Annotated in this window: 21 protein-coding genes; 12 read left to right on the forward strand and 9 right to left on the reverse strand. The window is 63.1% G+C overall.

What is annotated here, in order from left to right; translation table 11 throughout:
• Positions 1-189: 189 nt before the first annotated feature.
• Positions 190-537 carry an FmdB family zinc ribbon protein gene (locus NXS98_RS09545; protein ID WP_283844733.1) on the forward strand — a complete coding sequence of 116 codons (348 nt, stop codon included), beginning with the start codon at positions 190-192 and terminating at the stop codon, positions 535-537.
• Positions 538-544: 7 nt separating this feature from the next.
• Positions 545-1,933 carry a hypothetical protein gene (locus tag NXS98_RS09550; protein ID WP_283844734.1) on the forward strand — a complete coding sequence of 463 codons (1,389 nt, stop codon included), beginning with the start codon at positions 545-547 and terminating at the stop codon, positions 1,931-1,933.
• A gap of 61 nt (positions 1,934-1,994) precedes the next feature.
• On the opposite strand, the gene NXS98_RS09555 is transcribed toward NXS98_RS09550, so the two are convergent.
• Positions 1,995-2,936 (reverse strand): DHHA1 domain-containing protein, encoded by a 942-nt coding sequence (locus tag NXS98_RS09555; RefSeq protein WP_283844735.1) that lies wholly within the window; start codon positions 2,934-2,936, stop codon positions 1,995-1,997.
• A gap of 139 nt (positions 2,937-3,075) precedes the next feature.
• Between NXS98_RS09555 and recF the strand changes: the two genes are divergently transcribed.
• The 6 genes from recF to NXS98_RS09585 all read left to right on the forward strand — a co-directional run bounded on the left by recF (position 3,076) and on the right by NXS98_RS09585 (position 8,526).
• Positions 3,076-4,158, forward strand: coding sequence for a DNA replication/repair protein RecF (recF, locus tag NXS98_RS09560; RefSeq protein WP_283844736.1), 1,083 nt, complete (start codon positions 3,076-3,078; stop codon positions 4,156-4,158).
• Positions 4,159-4,259: 101 nt separating this feature from the next.
• Complete coding sequence (locus NXS98_RS09565) at positions 4,260-4,499, forward strand: MoaD/ThiS family protein (RefSeq protein ID WP_283844737.1); 240 nt, start codon at positions 4,260-4,262, stop codon at positions 4,497-4,499.
• Positions 4,500-4,517: 18 nt separating this feature from the next.
• Positions 4,518-5,009, forward strand: a complete 492-nt coding sequence (gene mog / locus NXS98_RS09570) for a molybdopterin adenylyltransferase (RefSeq protein ID WP_283844738.1) — start codon at positions 4,518-4,520, stop codon at positions 5,007-5,009.
• Positions 5,010-5,012: 3 nt separating this feature from the next.
• On the forward strand, positions 5,013-5,987 hold the full coding sequence (gene moaA / locus NXS98_RS09575) for a GTP 3',8-cyclase MoaA (protein WP_283844739.1): 975 nt from the start codon (positions 5,013-5,015) through the stop codon (positions 5,985-5,987).
• Positions 5,988-6,125: 138 nt separating this feature from the next.
• Positions 6,126-8,228 carry a hypothetical protein gene (locus NXS98_RS09580; protein ID WP_283844740.1) on the forward strand — a complete coding sequence of 701 codons (2,103 nt, stop codon included), beginning with the start codon at positions 6,126-6,128 and terminating at the stop codon, positions 8,226-8,228.
• An 85-nt stretch (positions 8,229-8,313) separates the two neighbouring features.
• Positions 8,314-8,526, forward strand: a complete 213-nt coding sequence (locus tag NXS98_RS09585; protein ID WP_283844741.1) for a hypothetical protein — start codon at positions 8,314-8,316, stop codon at positions 8,524-8,526.
• On the opposite strand, the gene NXS98_RS09590 is transcribed toward NXS98_RS09585, so the two are convergent.
• The 5 genes from NXS98_RS09590 to galE all read right to left on the reverse strand — a co-directional run bounded on the left by NXS98_RS09590 (position 8,498) and on the right by galE (position 13,450).
• Positions 8,498-9,190: a 3-keto-disaccharide hydrolase gene (locus tag NXS98_RS09590; protein ID WP_283844742.1), complete on the reverse strand. Its 693-nt coding sequence runs from the start codon at positions 9,188-9,190 to the stop codon at positions 8,498-8,500. The genes NXS98_RS09585 and NXS98_RS09590 overlap by 29 nt on opposite strands.
• Positions 9,191-9,211: 21 nt before the next feature.
• A complete protein-coding gene (locus tag NXS98_RS09595) occupies positions 9,212-10,240 on the reverse strand; it encodes a zinc-binding dehydrogenase (RefSeq protein ID WP_283844743.1) in 1,029 nt (342 codons plus the stop codon).
• Positions 10,241-10,371: 131 nt separating this feature from the next.
• The gene (locus tag NXS98_RS09600; RefSeq protein ID WP_283844744.1) at positions 10,372-11,457 is read right to left on the reverse strand and encodes an HlyD family secretion protein; all 1,086 of its coding nucleotides are present in this window, start codon (positions 11,455-11,457) and stop codon (positions 10,372-10,374) included.
• A gap of 14 nt (positions 11,458-11,471) precedes the next feature.
• Complete coding sequence (locus NXS98_RS09605; RefSeq protein WP_283844745.1) at positions 11,472-12,158, reverse strand: DUF4956 domain-containing protein; 687 nt, start codon at positions 12,156-12,158, stop codon at positions 11,472-11,474.
• A gap of 320 nt (positions 12,159-12,478) precedes the next feature.
• Positions 12,479-13,450, reverse strand: a complete 972-nt coding sequence (gene galE, locus NXS98_RS09610; RefSeq protein WP_283844746.1) for a UDP-glucose 4-epimerase GalE — start codon at positions 13,448-13,450, stop codon at positions 12,479-12,481.
• 135 nt (positions 13,451-13,585) lie between these two features.
• Between galE and hpnA the strand changes: the two genes are divergently transcribed.
• Positions 13,586-14,596, forward strand: a complete 1,011-nt coding sequence (gene hpnA, locus NXS98_RS09615; RefSeq protein ID WP_283844747.1) for a hopanoid-associated sugar epimerase — start codon at positions 13,586-13,588, stop codon at positions 14,594-14,596.
• A gap of 26 nt (positions 14,597-14,622) precedes the next feature.
• Here the strand turns inward: hpnA and rnhC are convergent, their stop codons facing one another.
• Positions 14,623-15,633 (reverse strand): ribonuclease HIII, encoded by a 1,011-nt coding sequence (rnhC, locus tag NXS98_RS09620; protein WP_283844748.1) that lies wholly within the window; start codon positions 15,631-15,633, stop codon positions 14,623-14,625.
• Between the two features lie 122 nt (positions 15,634-15,755).
• Between rnhC and NXS98_RS09625 the strand changes: the two genes are divergently transcribed.
• The gene (locus NXS98_RS09625; protein WP_283844749.1) at positions 15,756-16,469 is read left to right on the forward strand and encodes a type II secretion system protein; all 714 of its coding nucleotides are present in this window, start codon (positions 15,756-15,758) and stop codon (positions 16,467-16,469) included.
• A gap of 162 nt (positions 16,470-16,631) precedes the next feature.
• Positions 16,632-16,829 carry a hypothetical protein gene (locus NXS98_RS09630; RefSeq protein WP_283844750.1) on the forward strand — a complete coding sequence of 66 codons (198 nt, stop codon included), beginning with the start codon at positions 16,632-16,634 and terminating at the stop codon, positions 16,827-16,829.
• A gap of 10 nt (positions 16,830-16,839) precedes the next feature.
• Here the strand turns inward: NXS98_RS09630 and NXS98_RS09635 are convergent, their stop codons facing one another.
• Together NXS98_RS09635 and NXS98_RS09640 are read right to left on the reverse strand one after the other, a co-directional pair.
• The gene (locus tag NXS98_RS09635) at positions 16,840-18,537 is read right to left on the reverse strand and encodes a tetratricopeptide repeat protein (protein WP_283844751.1); all 1,698 of its coding nucleotides are present in this window, start codon (positions 18,535-18,537) and stop codon (positions 16,840-16,842) included.
• Position 18,538: 1 nt separating this feature from the next.
• Positions 18,539-20,092, reverse strand: a complete 1,554-nt coding sequence (locus NXS98_RS09640) for an exosortase/archaeosortase family protein (RefSeq protein ID WP_283844752.1) — start codon at positions 20,090-20,092, stop codon at positions 18,539-18,541.
• Between the two features lie 184 nt (positions 20,093-20,276).
• Between NXS98_RS09640 and NXS98_RS09645 the strand changes: the two genes are divergently transcribed.
• A complete protein-coding gene (locus tag NXS98_RS09645) occupies positions 20,277-20,993 on the forward strand; it encodes a Crp/Fnr family transcriptional regulator (RefSeq protein WP_283844753.1) in 717 nt (238 codons plus the stop codon).
• Positions 20,994-20,997 lie beyond the last annotated feature (4 nt).

A 20,997-nucleotide genomic window follows, 5' to 3' on the forward strand; every position in this document is an offset into this window, starting at 1 on the left:
GCGGCTCCTGCGCTGCCCCCCATCCTTAAACTCAGCGGGAAGCCTGCCGTCCGCCCCCACCCAACCCGGGCGGCGAGGGGCCCTTCCTTGCCCATGTCCACTACCCGCCCTTGATGTTTTATCTCTTGGACGAAAAGCCCGCTTTGCTCTATAGAATATGGCTCTGGAGTTTATTTGAGGGAATGAGCTATGCCAACGTACGAGTACGTTTGTGAGAAATGTCAGCATCAATTTGAAGTTTTTCAGAGCATGAAAGACGAACCGCTCACGGTTTGTCCCAAGGATAAATGCCCGCAGAAACGCTGGGGCAAAGGCAAAGTGCGCCGCCTTCTGGGCTCTGGAGCCGGCCTGATTTTCAAAGGCAGCGGCTTTTACATTACCGATTACCGCAGTGAAAGTTACAAGGCCGCAGCCAAAAAAGAGGCCAGCCCCTCCTCCTCCAGTTCCACCTCCAGCTCCGCCTCCTCTTCCAGCAGCGGGAGCGGCAGCTCCGGCTCCTCCGGCGGCAACAGCGGGGGCGGCAGCAAGAAAACCTGATTGGCTCATGCGCCTGACCGGCACGGGCTGGCACGCCAGCGCGTTGTGGCTCACGCTGTTAGGGGCGGGCCTCGCGCCGGCGGCCACCTCCGCCCCTGCGCCGGCTTGGCCCAAATTATTGTCCATTGAAAGCCAGTCCCGCCAGTTTGTAGCGCAGGGACCGCCGGAAATCCTGCCTTCGCCTGCCTACATCAACCAGGAAAGGCGAACCAACTTTGTCCTGCTCAATCAGGCCAATCTGGCGGTCTGGGCGGAGCGGGTCAAACAAGCCCTGCTGCGCGAGTTGGACAGCCCGGATGCCTGGCGCGGGCGCATTTTCATCAACCTCTACCGCGCGGCCGATTTGGGGGAACCCGTAACGGTCAAGGCTCAATACACCCCGCAGGGCTGGTTTTACCAGTTGCATATCCCCAGCGAGGTGGAGCCAGTCCGCCTCAACCGCGCCCTGGTGGCGGTGTTGTTGCAGGAAATGGCTGACCGCCAGGCCGGCACCCGCGCCGCCGAACTTCCCCCGTGGCTTGCCCGCGGCCTGGGAGAGCTATTGGAGCTGCGTTACGGCGCCACTTTTCGCGTGGTGCCCGATGCCGGACGCCGTGACACCGCCACCGTGCGCGTCGAGCGCCGCCTGGACCCGCTGGGGGTCATCCGCCAACGGCTGGCCGGACGCGAGCCATTGCCCGTGGATGAACTGAACTGGCCGCCGGCGCTCCTGCTGAACGAGCCGCCGGGGGAGTATTATGACCAGTGCGCCCACCTTTTTGTCCTGAGCCTGCTGCGTTTGCCGGACGGCCCCGCCTGCCTGCGCCGGTACCTGCAAGAGCATGCCGCCCGCCACTTGAACTGGCAGACCGGTTTTCTCCAGGCCTTCGCCTCACACTTCAAAAACATGCGGGACGTGGATAAATGGTGGAATGTGCAAATCGCCACCGTCACCGGCCGCGACCAGGCCAACCTCTACTCCGTCGCGGAAAGCTGGCGCAAACTCGAAGAAATCCTGGCCTGCCCCGTGCAGGTCAAAGGTGAGGATGGACGCCCCCAACGCCAGCAGGTCAGCCTCCAAACCGTGATTGAGCAATGGGAAACGGGCCGCCAGCGGGCCGTCCTGCGCCAGAAAATCGGGCAGCTCCAAATGTTGCGCGCCCGCGTCGCGCCCCCCTTGCTGCGGCTCACCGAGGATTACCTTCGCGTGCTCCAGACCTATCTCGGGCGCCGCGAAAGGGCTGTCTTCGCCGCTGATGCCCAAGCCATGATGACCGACAATCCCCGCCTGCTGGCCCGGCGCACTGCGGCCCAGTTAAACCAATTGGACATCGTGCGGGCCGACTTGAAAGCCGCCACGCTCACCCAGCCCGCTGCGCCCTCCCCCGCCGAAGCCGCCGGCGTGCCGCGCCCCTGAAAACGCCCTGCCCCGTTGCCCCCGCTGCGTTGCGGCCTTTTACGCCGCCGGGATTTGCGGCTTAAGATTTGGAGTCCAAATCGGCAAACAATGCCTCCAGGCTGTTCAATGGCGCGCCCTTGGCGGGCGTGGGATTGAAAACGCCCGTGAGATACGTGACTGCATCCGCCAGATTGCGCACATGCCGCGGCAAAATGGCGCCGGCGGCGTTGGGATGACCGCCGCCCTGCACCCGCTCGGCCGCCTTGAGCGCCTGACCGTTCTGGCTGCGGAAGCTGGCAATCATCATGCCATTGCTCTTGCGAAAGAGGGTGACCAGCACCTCGTACGGCGTGGCCTTGCGCTCCAGAAGCTGGAAAATAATGGCGTTGTTGTTGCCCACCACTGTTTCCACCAGCCCCACTTTGGCCCCCAGCGGAATGATGTGTTCTTTGCTCCACTCGTAACCCAGCGGGTCTTCAATCCGGCGCTTCACCGCCATGACCTCCAGCAGTGGATGGTTCAGCAGGGCCTCGATGCGGCCCTCCACCAGCGCGTGTAGATTCCAGAAACCATACACCTTCACCAGGTTGGCCACGTCGCAGGCAAACACAAAATCCGGATCCTCCTCCCAAAACAAATCGGCCACGTCATTCAAATGCGCCAGCCGTTCCAGCTCCGGCGAGGCCATCCCGTGCTGGACACACAACTCATAACACAGCCGGCCGGCCGATTTCTGAGTGTCATGGATGAACATCAGGTGTTTGGGCTGGGCCTCGCAGGGGTGATGGTCCACCAGCAGCCAGTTGGCCCGGTCCAGCCGCGGCTCAAAGGCAAAGTCCGCCACCCAGGCGGAGCGCTCGCGCAAATCGCGGTTGCGCCAGATGTTGTAGTGACACGCCTCCAGGGGCACATAGCCGCCAAACAGCTTGCGCGCCAGCCGTTGCAAAAGCACGCCGGACATCAGGCCATCGAGGTCGCTTTCATGCGTCAATATGACTTCAGGTTTCGGTAGCACCATCATTCGAGAAAACCTACCCCATGCCCGCCGCTTGTCCAGCCATGTTTCACCCTGCCCCCAGCGAAGCCCGCTCCCCGCTTCCCCCTCTCCTACCCCCTGAAAATTTCTCGCCGCCCTGCCCCCGGCTTTCTAACCTTGCCTTGTGCACCTGGCACGCTTGAGACTGCGTGACTTTCGCAATTACGCCCGGCTGGACGCGGCGTTTGCGCCAGGCTTTCACCTCATCCTGGGGGACAATGCCCAGGGCAAAACCAATCTCCTGGAGGCCATCTACCTGCTGGCCACCCTCCGCTCCTTTCGCGGCGTGGGCGGCGCGCAGCTCATCCGCCACGGAGCGCGCGGCTACTGGATGGCCGCCAGCATCGTCGGCCCCCTGCGCCATGAGGTGAAAATCTTCTGGTCGCCCCGCCAGCGCAAATTGCTCCTGAACAACCAGCCCGTCCGCCGGCTGGCCGATTACTATGGCACGCTCCGCGCCGTGGTGTTTTGCAGCGAGGACACCCAGTTGGTCAAAGGCCCCGGCCGCGTCCGCCGCCGGTTCATGGATTTGCTGCTGGCGCAAACGCATCCGCCCTATCTGAACTTGTTGCAGCGGTACACCCGCGCCGTCCGCGCCCGCAATGCCCTGCTCCGCAGCCGCCGCTGGGATGAACATGCCCTGGCCGGCTTCACCCGCGAAACCGTGGCCGCCGGCGCCGAGATTATCCGCCTGCGCCGCGATCTGCTCCCCCGCCTGGCCCCGCTGGTCGGCGCCGCCCACGCCCGCATCGCGCCGCCCGGCGAGGCCCTGCAACTGGCCTACCAGCCTTCCTCCGGCGAGCTGGACCTGGCCCGGGCTTTGGAGCAAAGCCGCGAGCAAGAGCGCGCCAGCCGGTTGACCCTCGTCGGCCCGCACCGGGACGAACTGGCCCTGCTGCTCAATGGCAAGCCCGCCGCCCAGTACGCCAGCGAAGGACAAAAACGCACCCTCGCCCTCGCCCTGAAAATGGCGCAGGCGGAATTTTTGACGGATCATCTCGGCGCCCCGCCCATCCTCCTGATTGATGATGTGATGGGCGAGCTGGACCTCAAACGCCGCAGCGGTTTCCTGCCCCTGCTCGAACGCAATCGCCAGGCCCACGGCCAGGTGTTCATGACCTGCACCGAGGAAAACTGGCCACGCGAATTGAGCCGCTCGCTGCATCGCTGGGAGGTCCGCCAGGGGTCCCTGCACCCCCTTGCTTGACTGGGCGGCCGCCGAAAACCTTGCCGGAAGTCAAGGTTGAGGGCATCTTTGGGCATTAAGCTTCATCGTCACAGCGAAGCGCCCGCTGCCTGGACGCAATTATGCGCATCTTGTTGTTTGCTCAACTGAAAGACGCCGCCGGCTGCGCGGAAATCCAGTGGCCGGCTCCCGCCGCGTTGACCGTCAGTGAGCTGTGGGAGCAGCTCCTGCGCGAACACCCGGCCCTGGCTCCCTACCGGCCCACCGTGCGGCTGGCCCGCAACGGGGAATACGTTTCGGCTGGCGCCCTTTTCCACCCCGGCGATGAAGTAGCCCTTATTCCCCCTGTCTCCGGCGGCTGAAGCTCTTGGTTCAAGGCTATGAAAATTGGGCGGGTGACCATCAGTGACCGGGCGGCCAGCGGCCAATATGCCGATGCCAGCGGCCCCGAAATTGAGCGGGTGCTGCAAGAGTACCTGGGGCCAAACCACACTTTCCTGCGGACTATTGTGCCCGATGACATCCCGGCCATCGCCGCCGCCCTGCGCAAGCTGGCGGATGACGAACAATGCGCGTTGATTGTCACCACCGGCGGCACGGGCATCACCCCGCGCGACGTCACCCCCGAGGCCACCCGGCAGGTGTTGGAAAAAGAGTTGCCCGGTTTCGGCGAAATCATGCGGCTGCAATCGTATGCCGTCGTCAAGACCGCCATTCTCTCCCGCGCCGTGGCGGGCACGCGCGGCGCCACCCTCATCATCAATCTGCCCGGTAAGCCCCGCGCGGTGGCCGAGTGCCTGGGCGCCCTGCGGGAGGCCATCCTCGAGGCCCTTGAACATTTGCAGGGACGTGACCCGCATCAACCCGCCTGAATCATGGACGCCCACGGCCGCACCCTCGATTACCTGCGCCTGTCCATCACGGACCGCTGCAACGAACGCTGCCTCTATTGCATGCCGGAGGGATACCACGGCTGGCGCTCGCGCCCTGACCACCTGACCCGCGAGGAAATCGTGCGCGTGGCCCGGACCGCCGCCCGCCTCGGCTTCCGCAAATTCCGCCTCACCGGCGGCGAACCTTTGGTGCGCGCGGATGTCGTGGACATTGCCCGGGACCTGGCCTCCCTGCCCGGGGTGAGCTGCGTGGCCCTCTCCACCAACGGCCTGCGTCTGGCCGAGCTGGCGGCCCCACTCCGCGCCGCCGGCCTGCGCACCGTCAACATCAGCCTCGATGCCTTGAATCCGGAGCTGTATCGCCGGATTACCGGCGGCAGCCTGGCGCGCGTGCTGGCCGGCATCCGCGCCGCCGTGGCCTGTGGCTTTGAATGCATCAAACTCAACTGCGTGCTGATGCGCGGCGTCAATGAACAGGAAATCTGGCCCCTCACCCTCTTTGCCGCCGAGCACGGTCTGCCGCTGCGATTGATAGAACTGATGCCCATCACTTCCACGGAAGTGCTCGATGAACGCCACTTCCTGCCAGTCGCGGCCGCCATGCGCCTGCTCCAGCAGCATGATGATCTGATACCCGTGCCTGAAGCGCGTTTGGGCTGGGGGCCGGCGCGGTACTACCGCCTGCGCCACACCGGCGCGCTGGTGGGTTTCATCGGCGCCCTGACCACCCCCCATTTCTGCGACCAATGCAACAAAATGCGCCTGACCGCTGACGGCAAAATCCGCCCCTGCCTCGGCGACCATGGCGAACTGGATTTGCGCGCCCTCCTGCGGCGGGGCGCCAGTGACGCCGAACTGGAGCAGCTCCTGCAGGAGGCCATGGCCCGCAAGCCCCTGGCCCATTCTTTCCGCCAGGGTTTTACCCCCTGCCGGCCCATGACCGCCATCGGCGGTTGACGTGCCTGCCCCTGCGCGCCCACAGGCAGCGCTTGCGGCGGCCCTCAGGGTTTTGTTAGGGTCACGCCATTCATGGCATCCGCGCTAAACGCTTTTGCTGCTTCACCCCTTCGACGTAACCGCTTTCCCTTCTGGTTTTTGCCCCTGATTGGCCTGGGACCATTCTTTTGCGGACTGCTCCACGCCGCCCTGCTGCTGCATGAGACTTTTCCCTACCCCGACGGCCCACTCGTGCAACGGGCACCGGAGGCTTGGAGCCATTACAGCGGCACCTCCAACCAGCTTCGGGTGGCCCAGGGCCGGGCCTGTCTCTCCGAAACTTTGAGCGAGGACTTGCAGGTGTTTCTACCCGGACGCCCCCACACTGGCGGCGTGCTCTATGTGCGGTTTACGGTGAATTTTTCGCGGCTGCCCACCGGCGGGGGCGGCTGTTTTGCCCTGCTCAAGGATGCTGGCGTCAACAACAACCGCGCCTGCCTTTACGCCACCACCCTGGACAGCCCCGCCGGTCAATACCGCCTGGGACTGCGACTGACCGGAGTCACTTCGCCCTTGTACGCCCAATACCATCCTCAACCTTGTGCGCTCCAAACAGACCAAGTGGTCATCCTGCGGTATCAATTGAATCCACCAGCGGCCACCCTGTGGCTGAATCCCGCCAGCGAACAAGACCCGGCTCTGGACCTCCCGCCCGACGGCACCGCGCCGCTGGCCATCCATGCCTTCGCCCTGCGCCAATCCCTGGCCAGCGGCAATGGCATGGGCGAACTCACCCTCGACAGCTTGCGCCTCGGCTTTTCCTTTGCGGAAGTCGCGCCCCCAGGCGCGCCCCCCACCCTTTCCGCCCTGCCTGACCTGCAGTTGCCCGCAGGGGAAGTATCCCCGCCGCTGGCGCTCACCCTGGCCGATGAAGACACCCCGCTGCCCTTTATCTTCCTGTATGGCCAATGCGACCCGCCCGAGCTGATTCCGCCGGAGGGATTTATTTTCGACGGCGCCGGCGGCGAGCGCATCCTTCGGCTGCATGCCGCCGCAGGCCGCCAGGGCCTGGCCCGCGTCACCCTCACGGCTCTGGATGATACCGGCTTGAGCGCACAACGCGCGTTTGCCGTCCGCATCGGCGCTCCCACCTGCCAGCCCATGCCTGACCATCTGATAGGTGTAAATCAAACACTTTTGGACCTGCCCGTGCTGCTGAACGACGCCGAACAGGACCCGCTGGCCGTGACCGTGACCTGCTCGGACCGCGCTTTGTTTCCTGCGACAAACATCACGTTGGCCGGCGATGGATACGCGCGCCGGCTGACCCTGCGCCCGGCGCCTGACCGGGCCGGTCACGCCGTCTTTTCACTGGTGGTGGATGACGGTCATTTGCCAACCACCAACCAATTCCAAGTCACGGTGGCGCCCCATCCCGGCCAACTGTTGGCAGAAGAATTCGATTACCCCGACGGGCCGCTGATTCAAGTGGGCGCTGCCCGCTGGGAATCTCACAGCGGCCAGGCGGGGCAGGCCCAGGTGGAGCATGGCGCCCTGTGGCTCTGCGAAACCAATTCGGAAGATGTCAGCGCGGCGCTGGCGCCTGCCGCCCTCACCTCCGGCAGCGGTTACGTGCTGTATGCGCGTGTGGATTTCCGCCTCCTCCGCCTTCCCACCAATGCCGTCCCCGCTTATTGGGCCCACTACAAAGACGGCGGCACCGGCTATCGCTGCCGACTCTTTATTTCCACCAATCAGGCGCCGCCCGGGCATTATCGGCTGGGTCTGAGCAGTGCCGCCGCCCTGCCTACGGCGGAAATGCCGCAAAACCTGGCCCCGCAAGAACGCTACACGGTCGTCACCCGCTTCAATGTGAACAATGGCCAGTGTGTCTTGTGGCTGGACCCCGTTACGGAACAAGACCCCGCGATTATGGCCACGGACAGCGCCAGCAGCAGCACGGTGTCCGCTTGGGCCTTCCGCCAGGCGGCCAACATCGGCCTCCTCAGCGTGGACAGGCTGCTGGTAGGCACCGCCTTTGCGGATGTCATGCCTTCGACTCCCCGGCTGGCGATTGCCCGGGAAGGCCGGCACCTTGTCTTGCGCTGGCCGGATGAACCGGGCCTTCTCCTGGAAACGGCCGAGCAACTCTCTTCCGCCCCCTGGCAGCCCCTCCCAGCCCTGCCGCCCGCGCTGGCGGGATGGCGCGCCTGGACCAATGACTTGCCCGGAAAGGTGCGTTTTTTCCGGCTGCGGCGTTGAAGCCCCGCGAAGCGGCGCAAAAAAAATAAAAAAAGATTCCAACATTTCGCCGCGAATTCCGTCTTATCCTATGTAACGGAGATGTATGAGCGAGCGTGAATCAACAGCACTACCCGGCGGAGAGCGCCACCACGGCATCATGCAGTGGTTTGACGCGCGCGAGCGCAATGCCCTGCTGGCGCTGCTGGCCGCCGCCGTGCTGTTGATTCTGTGTTCGCTGGCGGGGGGGATGTCCCCCAGCTCGGCCCTGGCCGCCGAGCCACCGTCCTTTACGGTGCAGGTAATTCCCGCACCTTGACGTTGCGGAAAGCCGCCTCGTCGTTGTGGTCCGTCAGCAGGAGATGGCCGGCAATTTTCTTCCCAAAGTCCGGCGCCTCCCGGAATTTGCTTTTCGCCACTGCGGCCAGCAGCTCCGGGCTGCCACATTCGTACTCCAACACTTTTTCCCCGTTCAGCCAGTGCTCCACGTGGTTGCCGCGGACCACCACCCGCGAATGATTGATTTCTGGCGCCAGCTTCACGGGCGCATGCGGCCGCGGCGGCAGCACATCATAAAAAGAGGCGGTTTGTTGTTTGGGGCTTTTAATGGTGGTGTCATCAATCATCTGGTACTCGTGCCCCACGCCGCGTTTTTCTGTGAACATATACTTCACGCCATTGTTGGCGCGCGCCGGGATGCGCCACTCCCAGGACAGCTCAAAGTTTTCAAAGCGCTGCGTGGAAATGAGGTCGCCCCCGCGCTGGCCGGCCACTTTCACCAGCCAGCCATTGGTCACCACCCAGCCGGTGGTGGGAGGCGTGGCGCGATGCACACTGCGCCAGCCTTCCAGGTTTTTGCCATTGAACAACAGCCGCCAGCCTTCCGCGCGCTCGGCTGGTGTCAACGTATTAGGCTCGGCCGCGGTCCCGGCCATTCCCAGGCACGACCACAAGACCCAAATCCACAGCGAGGTGTTTTTCATAGGCCGCCCATTATGCGCTCCTCAGGGTTGAATGACAATCTTTCCCAGCACCTGCCGCTGGCGCAGCGCGGCAAAAGCCTCCGGCACCCGCTCCAGAGGGTAAATCGCGTGAATCACCGGCTTCAATTTGCCGGCGGCCGCCCAGTCCAGTGTCGCCCGCATGTCGGCGCGATTGCGCCCATAACTGCCAATCAGCCGCTGTTGTTTCACAAAAAACGGCCAGATGTCGAAAGTGATTTGCCGCCCCGCCGTGGCGCCGCAGGTCACGATGGCGCCCCCGCGGGCCAGACACTCCATCACTTTGGGCAGCACGTCGCCGCCCACATGCTCCATGACCCAATCCACGCCGCGTTTATTGGTGATTTTGCGCACCTCGCTGGTCCAGCGCGCATCGGCGGGGTCCAGCGCGTATTCCGCGCCCAACTGCAAGCCCAGCTTGCGTTTGGCCTCCGTGGTGCCGGTGGTAATGACGCGCGCCCCCAGCCCCCGGGCAATCTGGATGGCCGCCGAGCCGACCCCGCTGGCCGCGCCCATGACCAGCACCCATTCCCCGGCCTTCACCGTGGCGCGGTGCGTGAGCATGTGCATGGCGGTGCTGCCCGCCAATGTCAGCGCGGCAGACGTCGGAAAATCCACCGTCGGCGGCAAGGCCACCAACAAGCGCGCCGGCACCAGCACCTTTTCCGCAAAACCGCCATCCCGCTGGATGCCCAGCAGCTCGCTGCGCAGGCATAGCGATTCCTCTCCCTGCTGGCAAAACTCGCACTGGTCGCAGAAAATGTTGGATTGCACCGCCACGCGGTCCCCCGGCCGCCAGGCGGTCACCCCCGGCCCCACCTGGGTCACCCGCCCCGCGATTTCGCAACCCGCCGTGCGTGGCAGGCTGGGCTGGATGGGCAGGCCATTTTCCTCCAGCCACAAATCCAGATGATTCAACCCGCAGGCCATGACCTGCACCACCACCTCGCCCTCGCCGGGACGCGGGTCCGGCAATTCCCGCATTTCAAAACGCCCCGGCGTGCCGTGGGCCACCAATTGCACTGCTCTCATGCGGCATATTCAAGCGGGCCCCTGCGGGTCAGACAAGCCTTAGTTGAAAAGCCCACGCCAGCAGGAGCAGGCACGGCGACGAAAAAAGGCCGCCTCGGCAGGAGGCGGCCTCTGCAAGAAAAAAGGAGGGCTTAACGCACCCCGGCGGGCAGGCTGATGTCCACAATTTCGCCGGGCATCAAGGCCAGCCCTTTGGGCAGCGTAATCAGCATGGGCAGGCCATATTCCATCACGCCATTTTGCACGGCCATGGGCAATATGGCGGGATTGATGGGCTCCAACTGCGTGCCCACTTTCATCACTTTGGCCTGGGCCAGCGCCCGGCCCTGGGAACGGCTGCGCACTTCCACGGTGTCGCCCACCTTGGGCTTGACGTTCAGGGGCTGGCGCACATAGGCCACAATTCGCTCGGCCTCCATGCTGCTGATGAGCACAATGACATCACCGCGCACCACGCGCTCGCCTTTGCGTTTATAAACGGCGCTCACCACCCCGGACATGGGAGCGCGGATGACCAGCGGCGCCGACAGCGCCTTGATTTCCGCTTGTTTGGCTTCGATGGCGCGGGCAATGGCCTTGTTGGCCTCGTCCCCGCCGGCCTGGCTGGCGCCCTTTTCCAGTTTGGCCACGTTCTGCTCCATCGCCTGGATGAGGTTTTCCAGTTCTTTCACCTTGCCCCGCAACGACTCGGCGTTGGCCTTGGCCAGGTCATACTCGGCCTGCGAAGTCACCCCGCCGGCCGCGGTGGACTGGGCGCGCTTGAGCTGGGCTTCGGCATAGACCAGTTGCGCCCGGTCATTGGCCAGCTCAATTTTGCGCTGCCAGATGTTGTGCCGCAGGCTCTCCAGGTTTTCCTGAAAGCGGAAAGTGCCCTGCCGCAAACGCTCCTCCAGAATGGTCAAATCGGCCATCATGGAATTGATGCTGGCCTTGACCGTCTCGTCTTCCATCACGCTGATGGTGGCAATGGGATCGCCCTTCTCCACCCGGGTCAGCAAGTCCACGCTTAGTTCTTGAATTTCGCCCGGCTCGGTGGCCGTGATGCTGGAGCGGATGGCCTCCACTTCCCCGACAATGCTGGGCGGGGCCACGTGCCGGTTCCACAGGTTCACGGAAAACACCAGGACGCCCAGGAAAACAATGATCGGCAGATATCCATGCCGGAACTCCCGCCAATAATGCGACGGGGGACTCGGAATCTTGGGTAATGCGGTCATCGGTGTGCCTTCTACTAGATTTCAGATTCGTCCTCAGCTTTCATGCTGGTCACCCGCGAAACCCCCTCCATGGCCTTCAATTCGGTCAGGAGGTCCTGTTCGCGTTCGGGATTGCGCAATAAAAGCCGATAGCTCAAATCTGCTCCCTCGTAACCCTCGCTGGTCCGCTGGCTGGCGCAATGGGTCTGCCGGCTGTGCCGGTCCAGGAGCCGTTTCAATTCCGGCAATTCCTTCAAGGACCGCGCCCAATGCAGGTTCACGATGATGTCATACCGGTGCCGCGCCCCGAACATTGTCAGGCTCAGGTAGAGCAAAACCACCGAGACCATGACACACGTAATCACCGCCGCGGGAAAACGATGCGTCCCACACGCCATTCCTACGACGATGCCCGCCAGAATGTAGGTGGTATCCAATGTGTCCCGCAGGATGTTGCGGAAGCGCACAATGGCAAACACCGCCATCAAGCCGAAGGCTGTCACCAGATTGTTGGACAACACCATCATCACCGACGTGACAATCATCGGCAAAACAATCATGGCATTGACAAACGTGCGAGAATAGGAAAGTCCGGAATGAGTGGCCATGTACGTCCACGCGATGACATGGCCGCCCAGGAAGGCCAAACACAGCGCCAGTATCATGACTGGCAAATCCATCGGCTGCGCGGCGTAGTCACCGCGTAAAAACGTCTCTAGCATATGCCAAACAGAAAACTATTTTTCACCGAATTGTAACTTTTCCAAGACTTTTTTTCAAATCACTCCCGCCTCAGGCGGGCCATTTTGAACCAGTTTGGTTGCCCGCAGGCCCCTTGGGGAAGGCCAGTCCATCCCCAAACGCGCCTGCGTTAATCCTTTTTCCTTTAGCAGGTTAAGTGCCAAAAGCCCGTTCACTGCTCCACTCCATTTCCTTGCCTGTTTGGCTGGTTCTCCCGGAGCACCCTTTTTCGGGCTGCGGCGAATAAAATGGCTCCCGAAGTGTGCTCCGTGCTCATTTTGCGTGAATTCCACCCTGGCTCTCAAGCGGCGTAACCTTGCGGATGTTTGCGATGCCAATCCCACGCCGATTGCACAATTTTTTCCAACTGCGGGTATTTGGGTGACCATCCCAACTCCCGCCTGGCCTTCTCCGCCCCCGCCACCAGCCGCGGCGGGTCCCCCGGACGCCGGGGCTTTTCGATGGCCTTGATGCTTTTGCCCGTGACGCGCTCGCAGGTTTGAATGACCTGCCGCACGGAATACCCATCCCCATTGCCCAAGTTGAAGAAACCCGCCCGGCCCGGTGGCAGGGCCAGGATATGGGCCTCAGCCAGGTCAATGACGTGAATGTAATCGCGGATGCAGGTCCCATCCGGGGTGGGGTAATCCGTGCCAAAAATATCGCAGCTATCCCTCTGCCCCAGAGCCACTTTCAAGACATTGGGAATAAGATGGGTCTCAATCCGGTGATGCTCCCCGAAACGCTCACTGGCACCCGCGGCGTTAAAGTAACGAAAAGCGGCAAACTCCAACCCATGGATTTGGTGATACCATTGGAGGATTTTTTCAAACATCAATTTGGACTCACCATAAGGATTGACCGGCCGCTGGGGCAAATCTTCGGTCATGGGCAGCCGCTCCGGCACGCCGTAGGTGGCACAGGTGGAGCTGAAAATAAATTTCCGGACCCCCGCCGCGACGGCGGCATCCAAGAGATTGAGGCCGGCTGCGACGTTGTTGCGAAAATACTTGGAGGGGTTGGTCATGGATTCCCCGACCAGCGCGTTGGCGGCGAAGTGCAGAATCGCCTCCGCCTGGCTTTGCTGGACCGTGTCCATGATGGCCTGGCGGTCGGCCAAATCCCCCACCACCAGGGTGGCCCGCTCGTCCACCGCCGCCCGATGCCCCTCGGAGAGATTGTCAAACACCGTCACCCGGTACCCGGCGTTAAGCAATTGCTCGACGCATACACTGCCGATGTAACCGGCGCCACCTGTCACCAACACATTCATAAGCCCGCTAGCATAGCCAAACGCCGGCCCGGCGCTCAATAAAAAATCCCGCTCCCTTGCGGCCGCGCGACTGGTGCCGACGCAAGGCCTGCGGCGGGCTTGGCCATGGGCCGGGGGTCTGCTAGTCTTGCGCCCATGAACTGCTTTGTCACCGGCGCATCGGGATTCATTGGGGCCAACCTGGTGCAGGAATTAAACGCCCGCGGTCATCGCGTGCGGGCGCTGCTCCGCTCTGGCGCCGATACCCGGGCGCTGGCCGGGCTGGACTATGAGCGGGTGACCGGGGATGTGACGCAACCTGAAACTTACGCGGAGGCGCTGCGCGGCTGCGACTGGTGTTTTCATGTGGCGGCCAGTTATCACCTGTGGCTGCCCGATTACCGGCCCATGTACGAAACCAATGTGGAAGGGACGCGCCGGGTCCTGCAAGCCGCCCTCGCCGCCGGCTGCCGGCGCATTGTTTATACCAGCACGGTAGGTTGCATTGGCCTGCCCGACCCTGCCCTCAACCCCGTGGTGCCCACCGATGAAAGCACGCCGGTATCCGCCGCGCAAATGAGCAATCATTATAAGCGCAGCAAATGGCAGGCAGAACAGGTGGCGCGCGAGCTGGCCGCCCAGGGCGCGCCGGTGGTCATCGTCAACCCCAGCGCCCCCATCGGCCCCAGGGATGCCAAGCCCACGCCTACCGGCAAAATCATTGTGGATTTTTTGCGCCGCCAGATGCCCGCCTATCTGGACACCGGCTTGAATTGGGTGCATGTGCGGGACGTGGCGATGGGGCACATCCTGGCCGCCGAAAAGGGCCACGTCGGGGAGCGCTATATCCTTGGCCATGCCGAAGGCAACTGGACCATGCGCCAGACGCTGGAGACTTTGGCCCAACTTACCGGCCTGCCCGCGCCCCGCTGGCAAATTCCCTATGCCGTGGCTTACCTGGCGGCGTGCGTGGACGAAACAGTGGCGCGTTTTACTGGCCGCCCGCCCCGCGCCCCGCTGGCCGGGGTGCGTATGGCGCGGTACAAGATGTTTTTCAACCCGGCCAAGGCCATTCGCGAACTGGGTCTGCCCCAGACGCCGCCGCGCCAGGCGTTTGCGGACGCGATTGAGTGGTTTCGCAACAATGGCTACGCCCCGGCGAAATAATCCAGGCCCAAGAAAAAAAAGCCGCTTCAAGTGCGCCGCCCGTGCCATTCTTTTTTCGGGGGCTCGGGCAGTCCAAGAATGCGGCAGGCGGTGCGAAAATGTAATTTGGCCACTTTTTTCAGCTCCTCCGGGCCATATTTTTCCACGAATTCCCTGCCCACCTGCTCGACTTCTTCGGAGGCGCCTTTGGGGAAATTCATGCCATACTTTTCGCCCATTTGCTTGAGCCGCCGCACAAACTCGTCCCGCGCCAGAATGGAGGCCGCCGCGACGGCGAGGTCGGACTCGGCCTTGTGGCGCTGGATGACTTCGATTTGGCGCCCGAGGGATTTCAAGGCGCGTTGGACGGTCGCTTCGGTGCTGGCAAACTGGTCCACGATGGCGCGAGTGGGCGGCGGTTGCATCTGGTAGCTTACCAGGCAGAGGTTCTCGATGACCTGCCCGTGGGCCCAGGCCAGGATGAGATTGACGCTTTTCATGCCCTCGTACATGCGATTGTAGGCCTCGTTGCCAATGGGCACCAGGCGATGCACGCAACCCGGGGTGCGCCGGATGATTTCAGCCAGCCGCGCAATTTCCTGGTCGCTGCCCACACTTTTGGAGTCGCGAATGCCCGCCTTTTTCAGGGCCTTGACGATTTCCGCGTTGACATAGACGCCCGCAGTGCAAAGCGGGCCGAAGAAATCACCCTTGCCGGATTCGTCCACGCCCAGGCGCGGTTGATTGATTTCCGGCGAGAGCATCTCCTCATAACCGAGGCTGGCGGACTTGAGGATTTCCGGCTCCAAAACAAACTCCACAAAATCACGGGCGCCCTTGCCCTGGACTACAAGCCGGTGGCGGCGGGGGTAGTAGGCCACGTTCATATCCGGCCTGGCATAGGCAAAGGCCGCGTAGGGCACTTCCCGCGGCAGGTAATTATGGCGCTCCAGATACGTCTTGAGCGCCTCGGCCTGGGCTGGAGTCAATTCCAGCGTGAAGGTGTTGGCGGGCGGCGTCTGATCGGTCTCGGACGGGTCTTGGGATGCCTTGCGCATGTGTGGGCGGCAGCATAATGGCCCTCTCCCGTGTCCGCAACGTTTTACTGGCGTCCGCGCCAAATCCGCCCGCCGCCAGCAGGCGGCTTGCCAAGGCTGGGGCAAGGGCGTATTAGTAATCCATGAGCATGCGTATCTCGTCCGGAAGCCGGCGTTGGGGCTTCACGTTGATCGAACTTCTGGTGGTGATCGCCATCATCAGCATACTGGCCAGTTTGTTGCTGCCGGCGCTGGCCAACGCCAAGGCCAAAGGCAAACGCATCGCTTGTGTCAGCAACATCAAACAGGTGGTGCTGGCGCTGACCATGTTTGCCGATGACAATGGGGACCGTTATCCCTGGGGAGTGGACAGCAACGATGGCGGCACGCGGGGGTTTGGCTCCACGTGGCTGCATTTTTACGCCATTTCCAATGAGCTGGTGACGCCCAAGGTGTTGAAGTGCCCCAGCGATGATGACCGCACGGCGGCCAATTATTTTGGGCGCGGGCCGGATGGTTTTGCCGAGCCGAGCATGCAAAACAAGGCGCTGAGTTTTGGCATTGGCCCGGAAGCTTCAGTGCGACTGCCCACGATGCATCTGGTGCTGGATCGCAACATTATCGGCAGCAGCGACAACAGCAACTGCGACGTGGCAGGCATCCGCGGGGTCATCACCATTTTTGGGGTCAATGGCGCCTACACCACGTCCGGCTGGGGGAGCGACATTCATAAAAACAAGGGCAACGTGGGATTGGCGGAGGGCAGCGTGCACCAGTACAATGAGCGCCAATTGAAACGGCACATGGAGCAGACCGGCGACCCCAACCTGAGCAATTGCGTGCTCAAACCCTGGTAGGAAGGCCCGCCCAGTTTGACTTTCCTGGCCGTGGGCGGGGCTGGGCCTGAGCATTTCCCTGCGGAGCTGGATACAGATTTTGGCAAGCGAGGGCGCAGGTAACATTTGTCAAGCCGCCGCCGCTGGCGTATATTCAGACAGACCCCGGGCGGGAAGGAAACCATGAGCAACGCGACACAATCAGCGGCCAAACAACCGGAGCCTTTTACTCCCGGCATCACCAAGGAAATGGTGCGACAGCACGCTTTCCGCATGTACGCCGACAAATTGAAACATGCGGAATTGAGCCTGCAGGACTGGGTGCTGGCGGAGAAGGACCTGGTCAAGACGCTGGAGACGCAGGGCACCGAAGAGCGCTAAAGCCGGGCGCCTAGAGCCAGGGCCGGAGCAATTCGCGCTCTTCCGGCTTTAGCCGGGTGAGCGGCACGGTGGGCGCCAATTGGCGGGCCAGGTTGGTTTCGCCGAGGGCGCCCAGGGCGGCCACATAAACCGCCTGCCAGCCCGGCAGGGCCTGGTCCCAGACCAGCGTGCTTTTCTGGTACGCGGCGCGCAGGCCGGCATAATCTTTGCGGCGCAGGTGCGCCAGGGCCAGGGTGGTGCGGTAGGCCATCATGTCCGGCCGTTTGGCGACGAGCGACTCGGCCACCTGCCGCGCGCCTTCGAGGTTGATTTCCAGCAGCAATTCCAGATAGGCGAGGTCATTTTGCGGCGCTTCGTCGTCGGGATAGAGTTTGACCATGTCCTGCATGAGGCGCCGCAATTCCGCGGTGTCGCCCCGATTCTCGTAAAGCTTGATTAACGCCAGATAGGCGCGGCGGGTGTGCGTGGGAAAGGTGGCCAGCCGCCGGTAGGCGCGGGCCGCCTCGGCCACCGCGCCAATTTTTTCGGCGTATTCGCCAAGGTATTGCAAGGCGTCGGGCAAATTGGCAGCCTGGCTCTGGGCTTGGTCCCAATGGGCCACAGCCTGATTGTCGCGGCCCAGCTCGGCAGCCACACGGGCACGGTACAATTCGCGCAGCCAGCCCGGCAAGGGGACCTTGTCATTGGCGAGCAAGGTTTGCAGACGCAACCAGTCGCTCAAGCCGGCAATCGCATCGCAGAAGACCAGGAAAAAGTCCTGATTCTTGAACGCCACCGGCTCGGGCAGGACTTCCAGCACGCGCAGGTACTCGCCCCGGCCGTTCAGCCAGCGCGCCAGCGCCAGGAGGTGGTCTTCGCCGCCGCTCTGAAACTTTTTAATGGTCTCGGCGATGATTTCTTCGCGGCGCTGGGGAGCCAGGCGCAAGGCGAGGTCTTGCAGCAGAAAATCGCGCGTCACGCCGGGAGGCAGAAGCTGCAAACGCTCGCGGCAGTATTGCACGTCTTCGAGCGTCATTTCACGGGCGCTGCTCCAGAAACCGATGGCCACCAGCACGGTGCCCTGATTGGTGGAGGTGGAGAGCTGCCGCAGGATTTCCCTGGCCTGCGCCTGCTCCGTGGCGTTGGTCATCTGGAGCAACTGCCGCGCCAGCAGCAGCCGGATTTCCTCGTCGTTGGGCGCCTGCGCCAAATAAGTGCGGCAGGCGGCGATGGATTGGGCGGCCTGGCCGCGCTGCTCGAAGAAATGGGCGGCCTGGCGCAGCGTGGCGGGGCGGTCCGGGGTGTCGCGCAGGGCCTGGATGAGGTATTGCTCGGCTTTATCCCAGCGGCGCAGAAGGAGCGCCAAATCAATGAGCATGTCGCGCTCCGCCTGGGGCGGTGGCTGGCCGCGCCACAAGGTTTCCCACAGGCTGAAGGCCTCCTCGCGTCTGAACTCCGTGAAAACCTGGGCCAGCACGCGCAGGGCCTCAGCATTGGCGGGGTTAAGATGCAGGGCCGACTGGGCGGTTTCCACGGCCGCATTGTAATCCTTGCGCTCCAGATGGCTGCGCGCCAGCTCGGCCATGGCCTGGGCCCGGCGCAACTTCAAGCGGTCATACGCCGAGGGGGCCAGCAACAGCCCCGCCACCAGGGCCAGCAGGACCACGACCCACAATAAACGCCGCCACCATTGGGGCCGAGACTCAGGATCCGGCAAAAACAGGCTCATGTTATTCTTCCGTCACGATTAAGCGCGGCAATTCCGTCAACCACGCCCGTTGCGCTTCGGCCAGGCTGGGGTAACCGGTCAATACCGCCTCCAGGGCTTGCTGGCCCAGGTTGCGCCGCCCCAGCCAGGCCTGCCGCAGCCGTTGCCCGCGGGTAGGCTCGTGTTCCACCGAGGCTGGCCCGCCCAACGGGCGTTCTTCCATCACACAGAAGAAAACATACCACGTCCGCCCCTGCCCCGTAAAAACATACGTGCGAAAGGGCAATTCCAGCGGTCCGGCGGGAAACAGGGCGGGCGGATGCCGCTCGACCAGCTCAAAACCGGTGGCGGGCAGGCAAATCTCCGGCCGATGCACTCGTGCCATCAGCGAAGAGACCCGGCTGGGCTCCCAGCGGTTGAAGAATAGTATCCAGTGCGTGCCGTCGCCCCGCTCCCAGAGCGCCGATTCGCTGCGAGTGCTGCGCAACAGCACCCGGATTTCCTCCTCCACGGCCCGCATCCGAAAGCCGGGGGCCTCCACCGGCCAGCGGACGCTCCAGACCAGGCGCGGGCCGCGCTCGCGTTCATGCCAGCGGTACCAGGCTTCCGTCAATGCCCAGCAAGCCATGAGCCATACGCACAAGCCCAGGGCACAGCCTTTGGGCAGCCATGCCGCGCCGGCCACCTCCGCCAAAGAGGATTTGGACTCTGGTGAGGTGGCTTTGCGCCGCAGCCCATATCCCAGCGCCGCCACACCGGCCACCAGCAGGAGGAAAAGGACCAGGCCGGCGGCATCGTGCCATTGTTGTTGGGCTGCGGCGCCATGGCGCGCAGTCAGCCAGGCCAGCCAGCCGGTGCGCAGCATGTTCAACAACATGGCCCACCCCATGCCGGCCAGCAATAATCCAGCGCGCCCGCCCCCGCGCAGGCGGAACCATTCGCCCATGAACAGCGCCACCATGACCGAGGTCTGCAAGGAGCGGACGCCGCTGCAGGCTTCATTGACGCCCACGCTCAGGCCGCTGGCGAGCTTGATGATATTGCCCTGGCGAAAGGCCGCCACGCCCAGCCAATTGAGGGCCTCGGTGGTGACTGCGGTAATCAAACTTAAAAGGCCGTTGACCACCCGTGTCTCCAACGCCGTGGGCCAGGGCACTGCGGTCAACATGAACAAGACGGGAAACGCCATGTGCCACGCCCACCCTGCCCCGCCCACGCCCCACAAGGTGATTAAACTCACCGCCACGGCCACCCACGCCGCCAGCCACGTGACCAGGCGCCAATCGGGGTTGGCTTCATAAACCAACTGCAACGGAAGGCACAGCGCCAGCAAGGCCGCCAGTCCCCAGCGCCAGTGCCGGGCCGCCGGTGGCTGCGGCGGGCCGGGCGGCCATCGCCGCCCAAACAAGTACAACGCCAGAAAAGGGACACCCCAACCGTAACTGTATTGCGGATTAATTTCCCATTCAGGGGCCAGCATCAGGCACACCCACAACCATACGGCCCCCAGCAGCAACAAGGTGGGCCACGGCGCCGCCGGCGAGGGCGGCATCGCGAGGCTGGCGTTGCTGCTCATGCCCGCAGTTTAAGCCAAATGCCGGCGCATCGCAGCAGCAAAAAACAGGGCCTGCCGTTATGGCAAGCATTCCGATGGGCCGGTTTTGCATCAACCCGGCATTCTCTTGAGGCAACGCGGCTGGTTGGCGGCTGCGGTGAATTTTCAACGCGACAGGCAGGCCGAGCTGACGCATAATGAGGCCATGAGCCTGGGTACCGACTTAAAACAGGCCGCGATTATTAACACGCTGCGGAATTGCCGGATATTTCACGGGTTATCCGCGGAGGATTTGACGGCCATTGCGGCGGCAGTGGTGGTTAAACCCCTCGAAAAAGGGGAGTACCTGTTTCGTGAAAGCCAGCCGTCGCAGGGCTTTTACATTGTGCAGGCCGGGGCGGTGAATGTGCATCGCGTCAATGCCGCGGGCAAGGAACAGGTCATCCGGATTTTCCGGACGGGCGAGACCTTTGCGGAGGCCACCCTGGCGACCGATGCGGGTTATCCCGCCGACGCCAAAGCGGTGGAGCCGTCGCAGGTGCTGTTGGTGCAAAAATCGGCGTTTCTAGCGTTGTTGCGGCGCCAGCCGGAGCTGGCGCTGCGCATGCTGGCCGCGATGAGCCTCCATTTGCGGGCCCTGGTGGCCCAGATGGAGGACTTGATGCTGAAAGACGTGGAAACGCGCCTGGCCAACTGGCTGATTAAACGTTGTCCCCAGCCCGAGACTGCCGCCCCCGTCACCATCGAGTTAACCATGACCAAGCGCACGCTCGCGGCCGAGCTGGGCACGGTGAGCGAAACCCTCTCGCGGACGCTGGCGAAGTTCAAGGCGCAGAATCTGATTGCCGTGAAAGGCCGGACGGTCACGGTGGTCAATCCACCGGCCTTGCTGCGGCTGTTAAGGAAAAATTTGGGAGAATAACCAC

The sequence above is a fragment of the Fontisphaera persica genome (assembly GCF_024832785.1).
Classification (GTDB): domain Bacteria; phylum Verrucomicrobiota; class Verrucomicrobiia; order Limisphaerales; family Fontisphaeraceae; genus Fontisphaera; species Fontisphaera persica.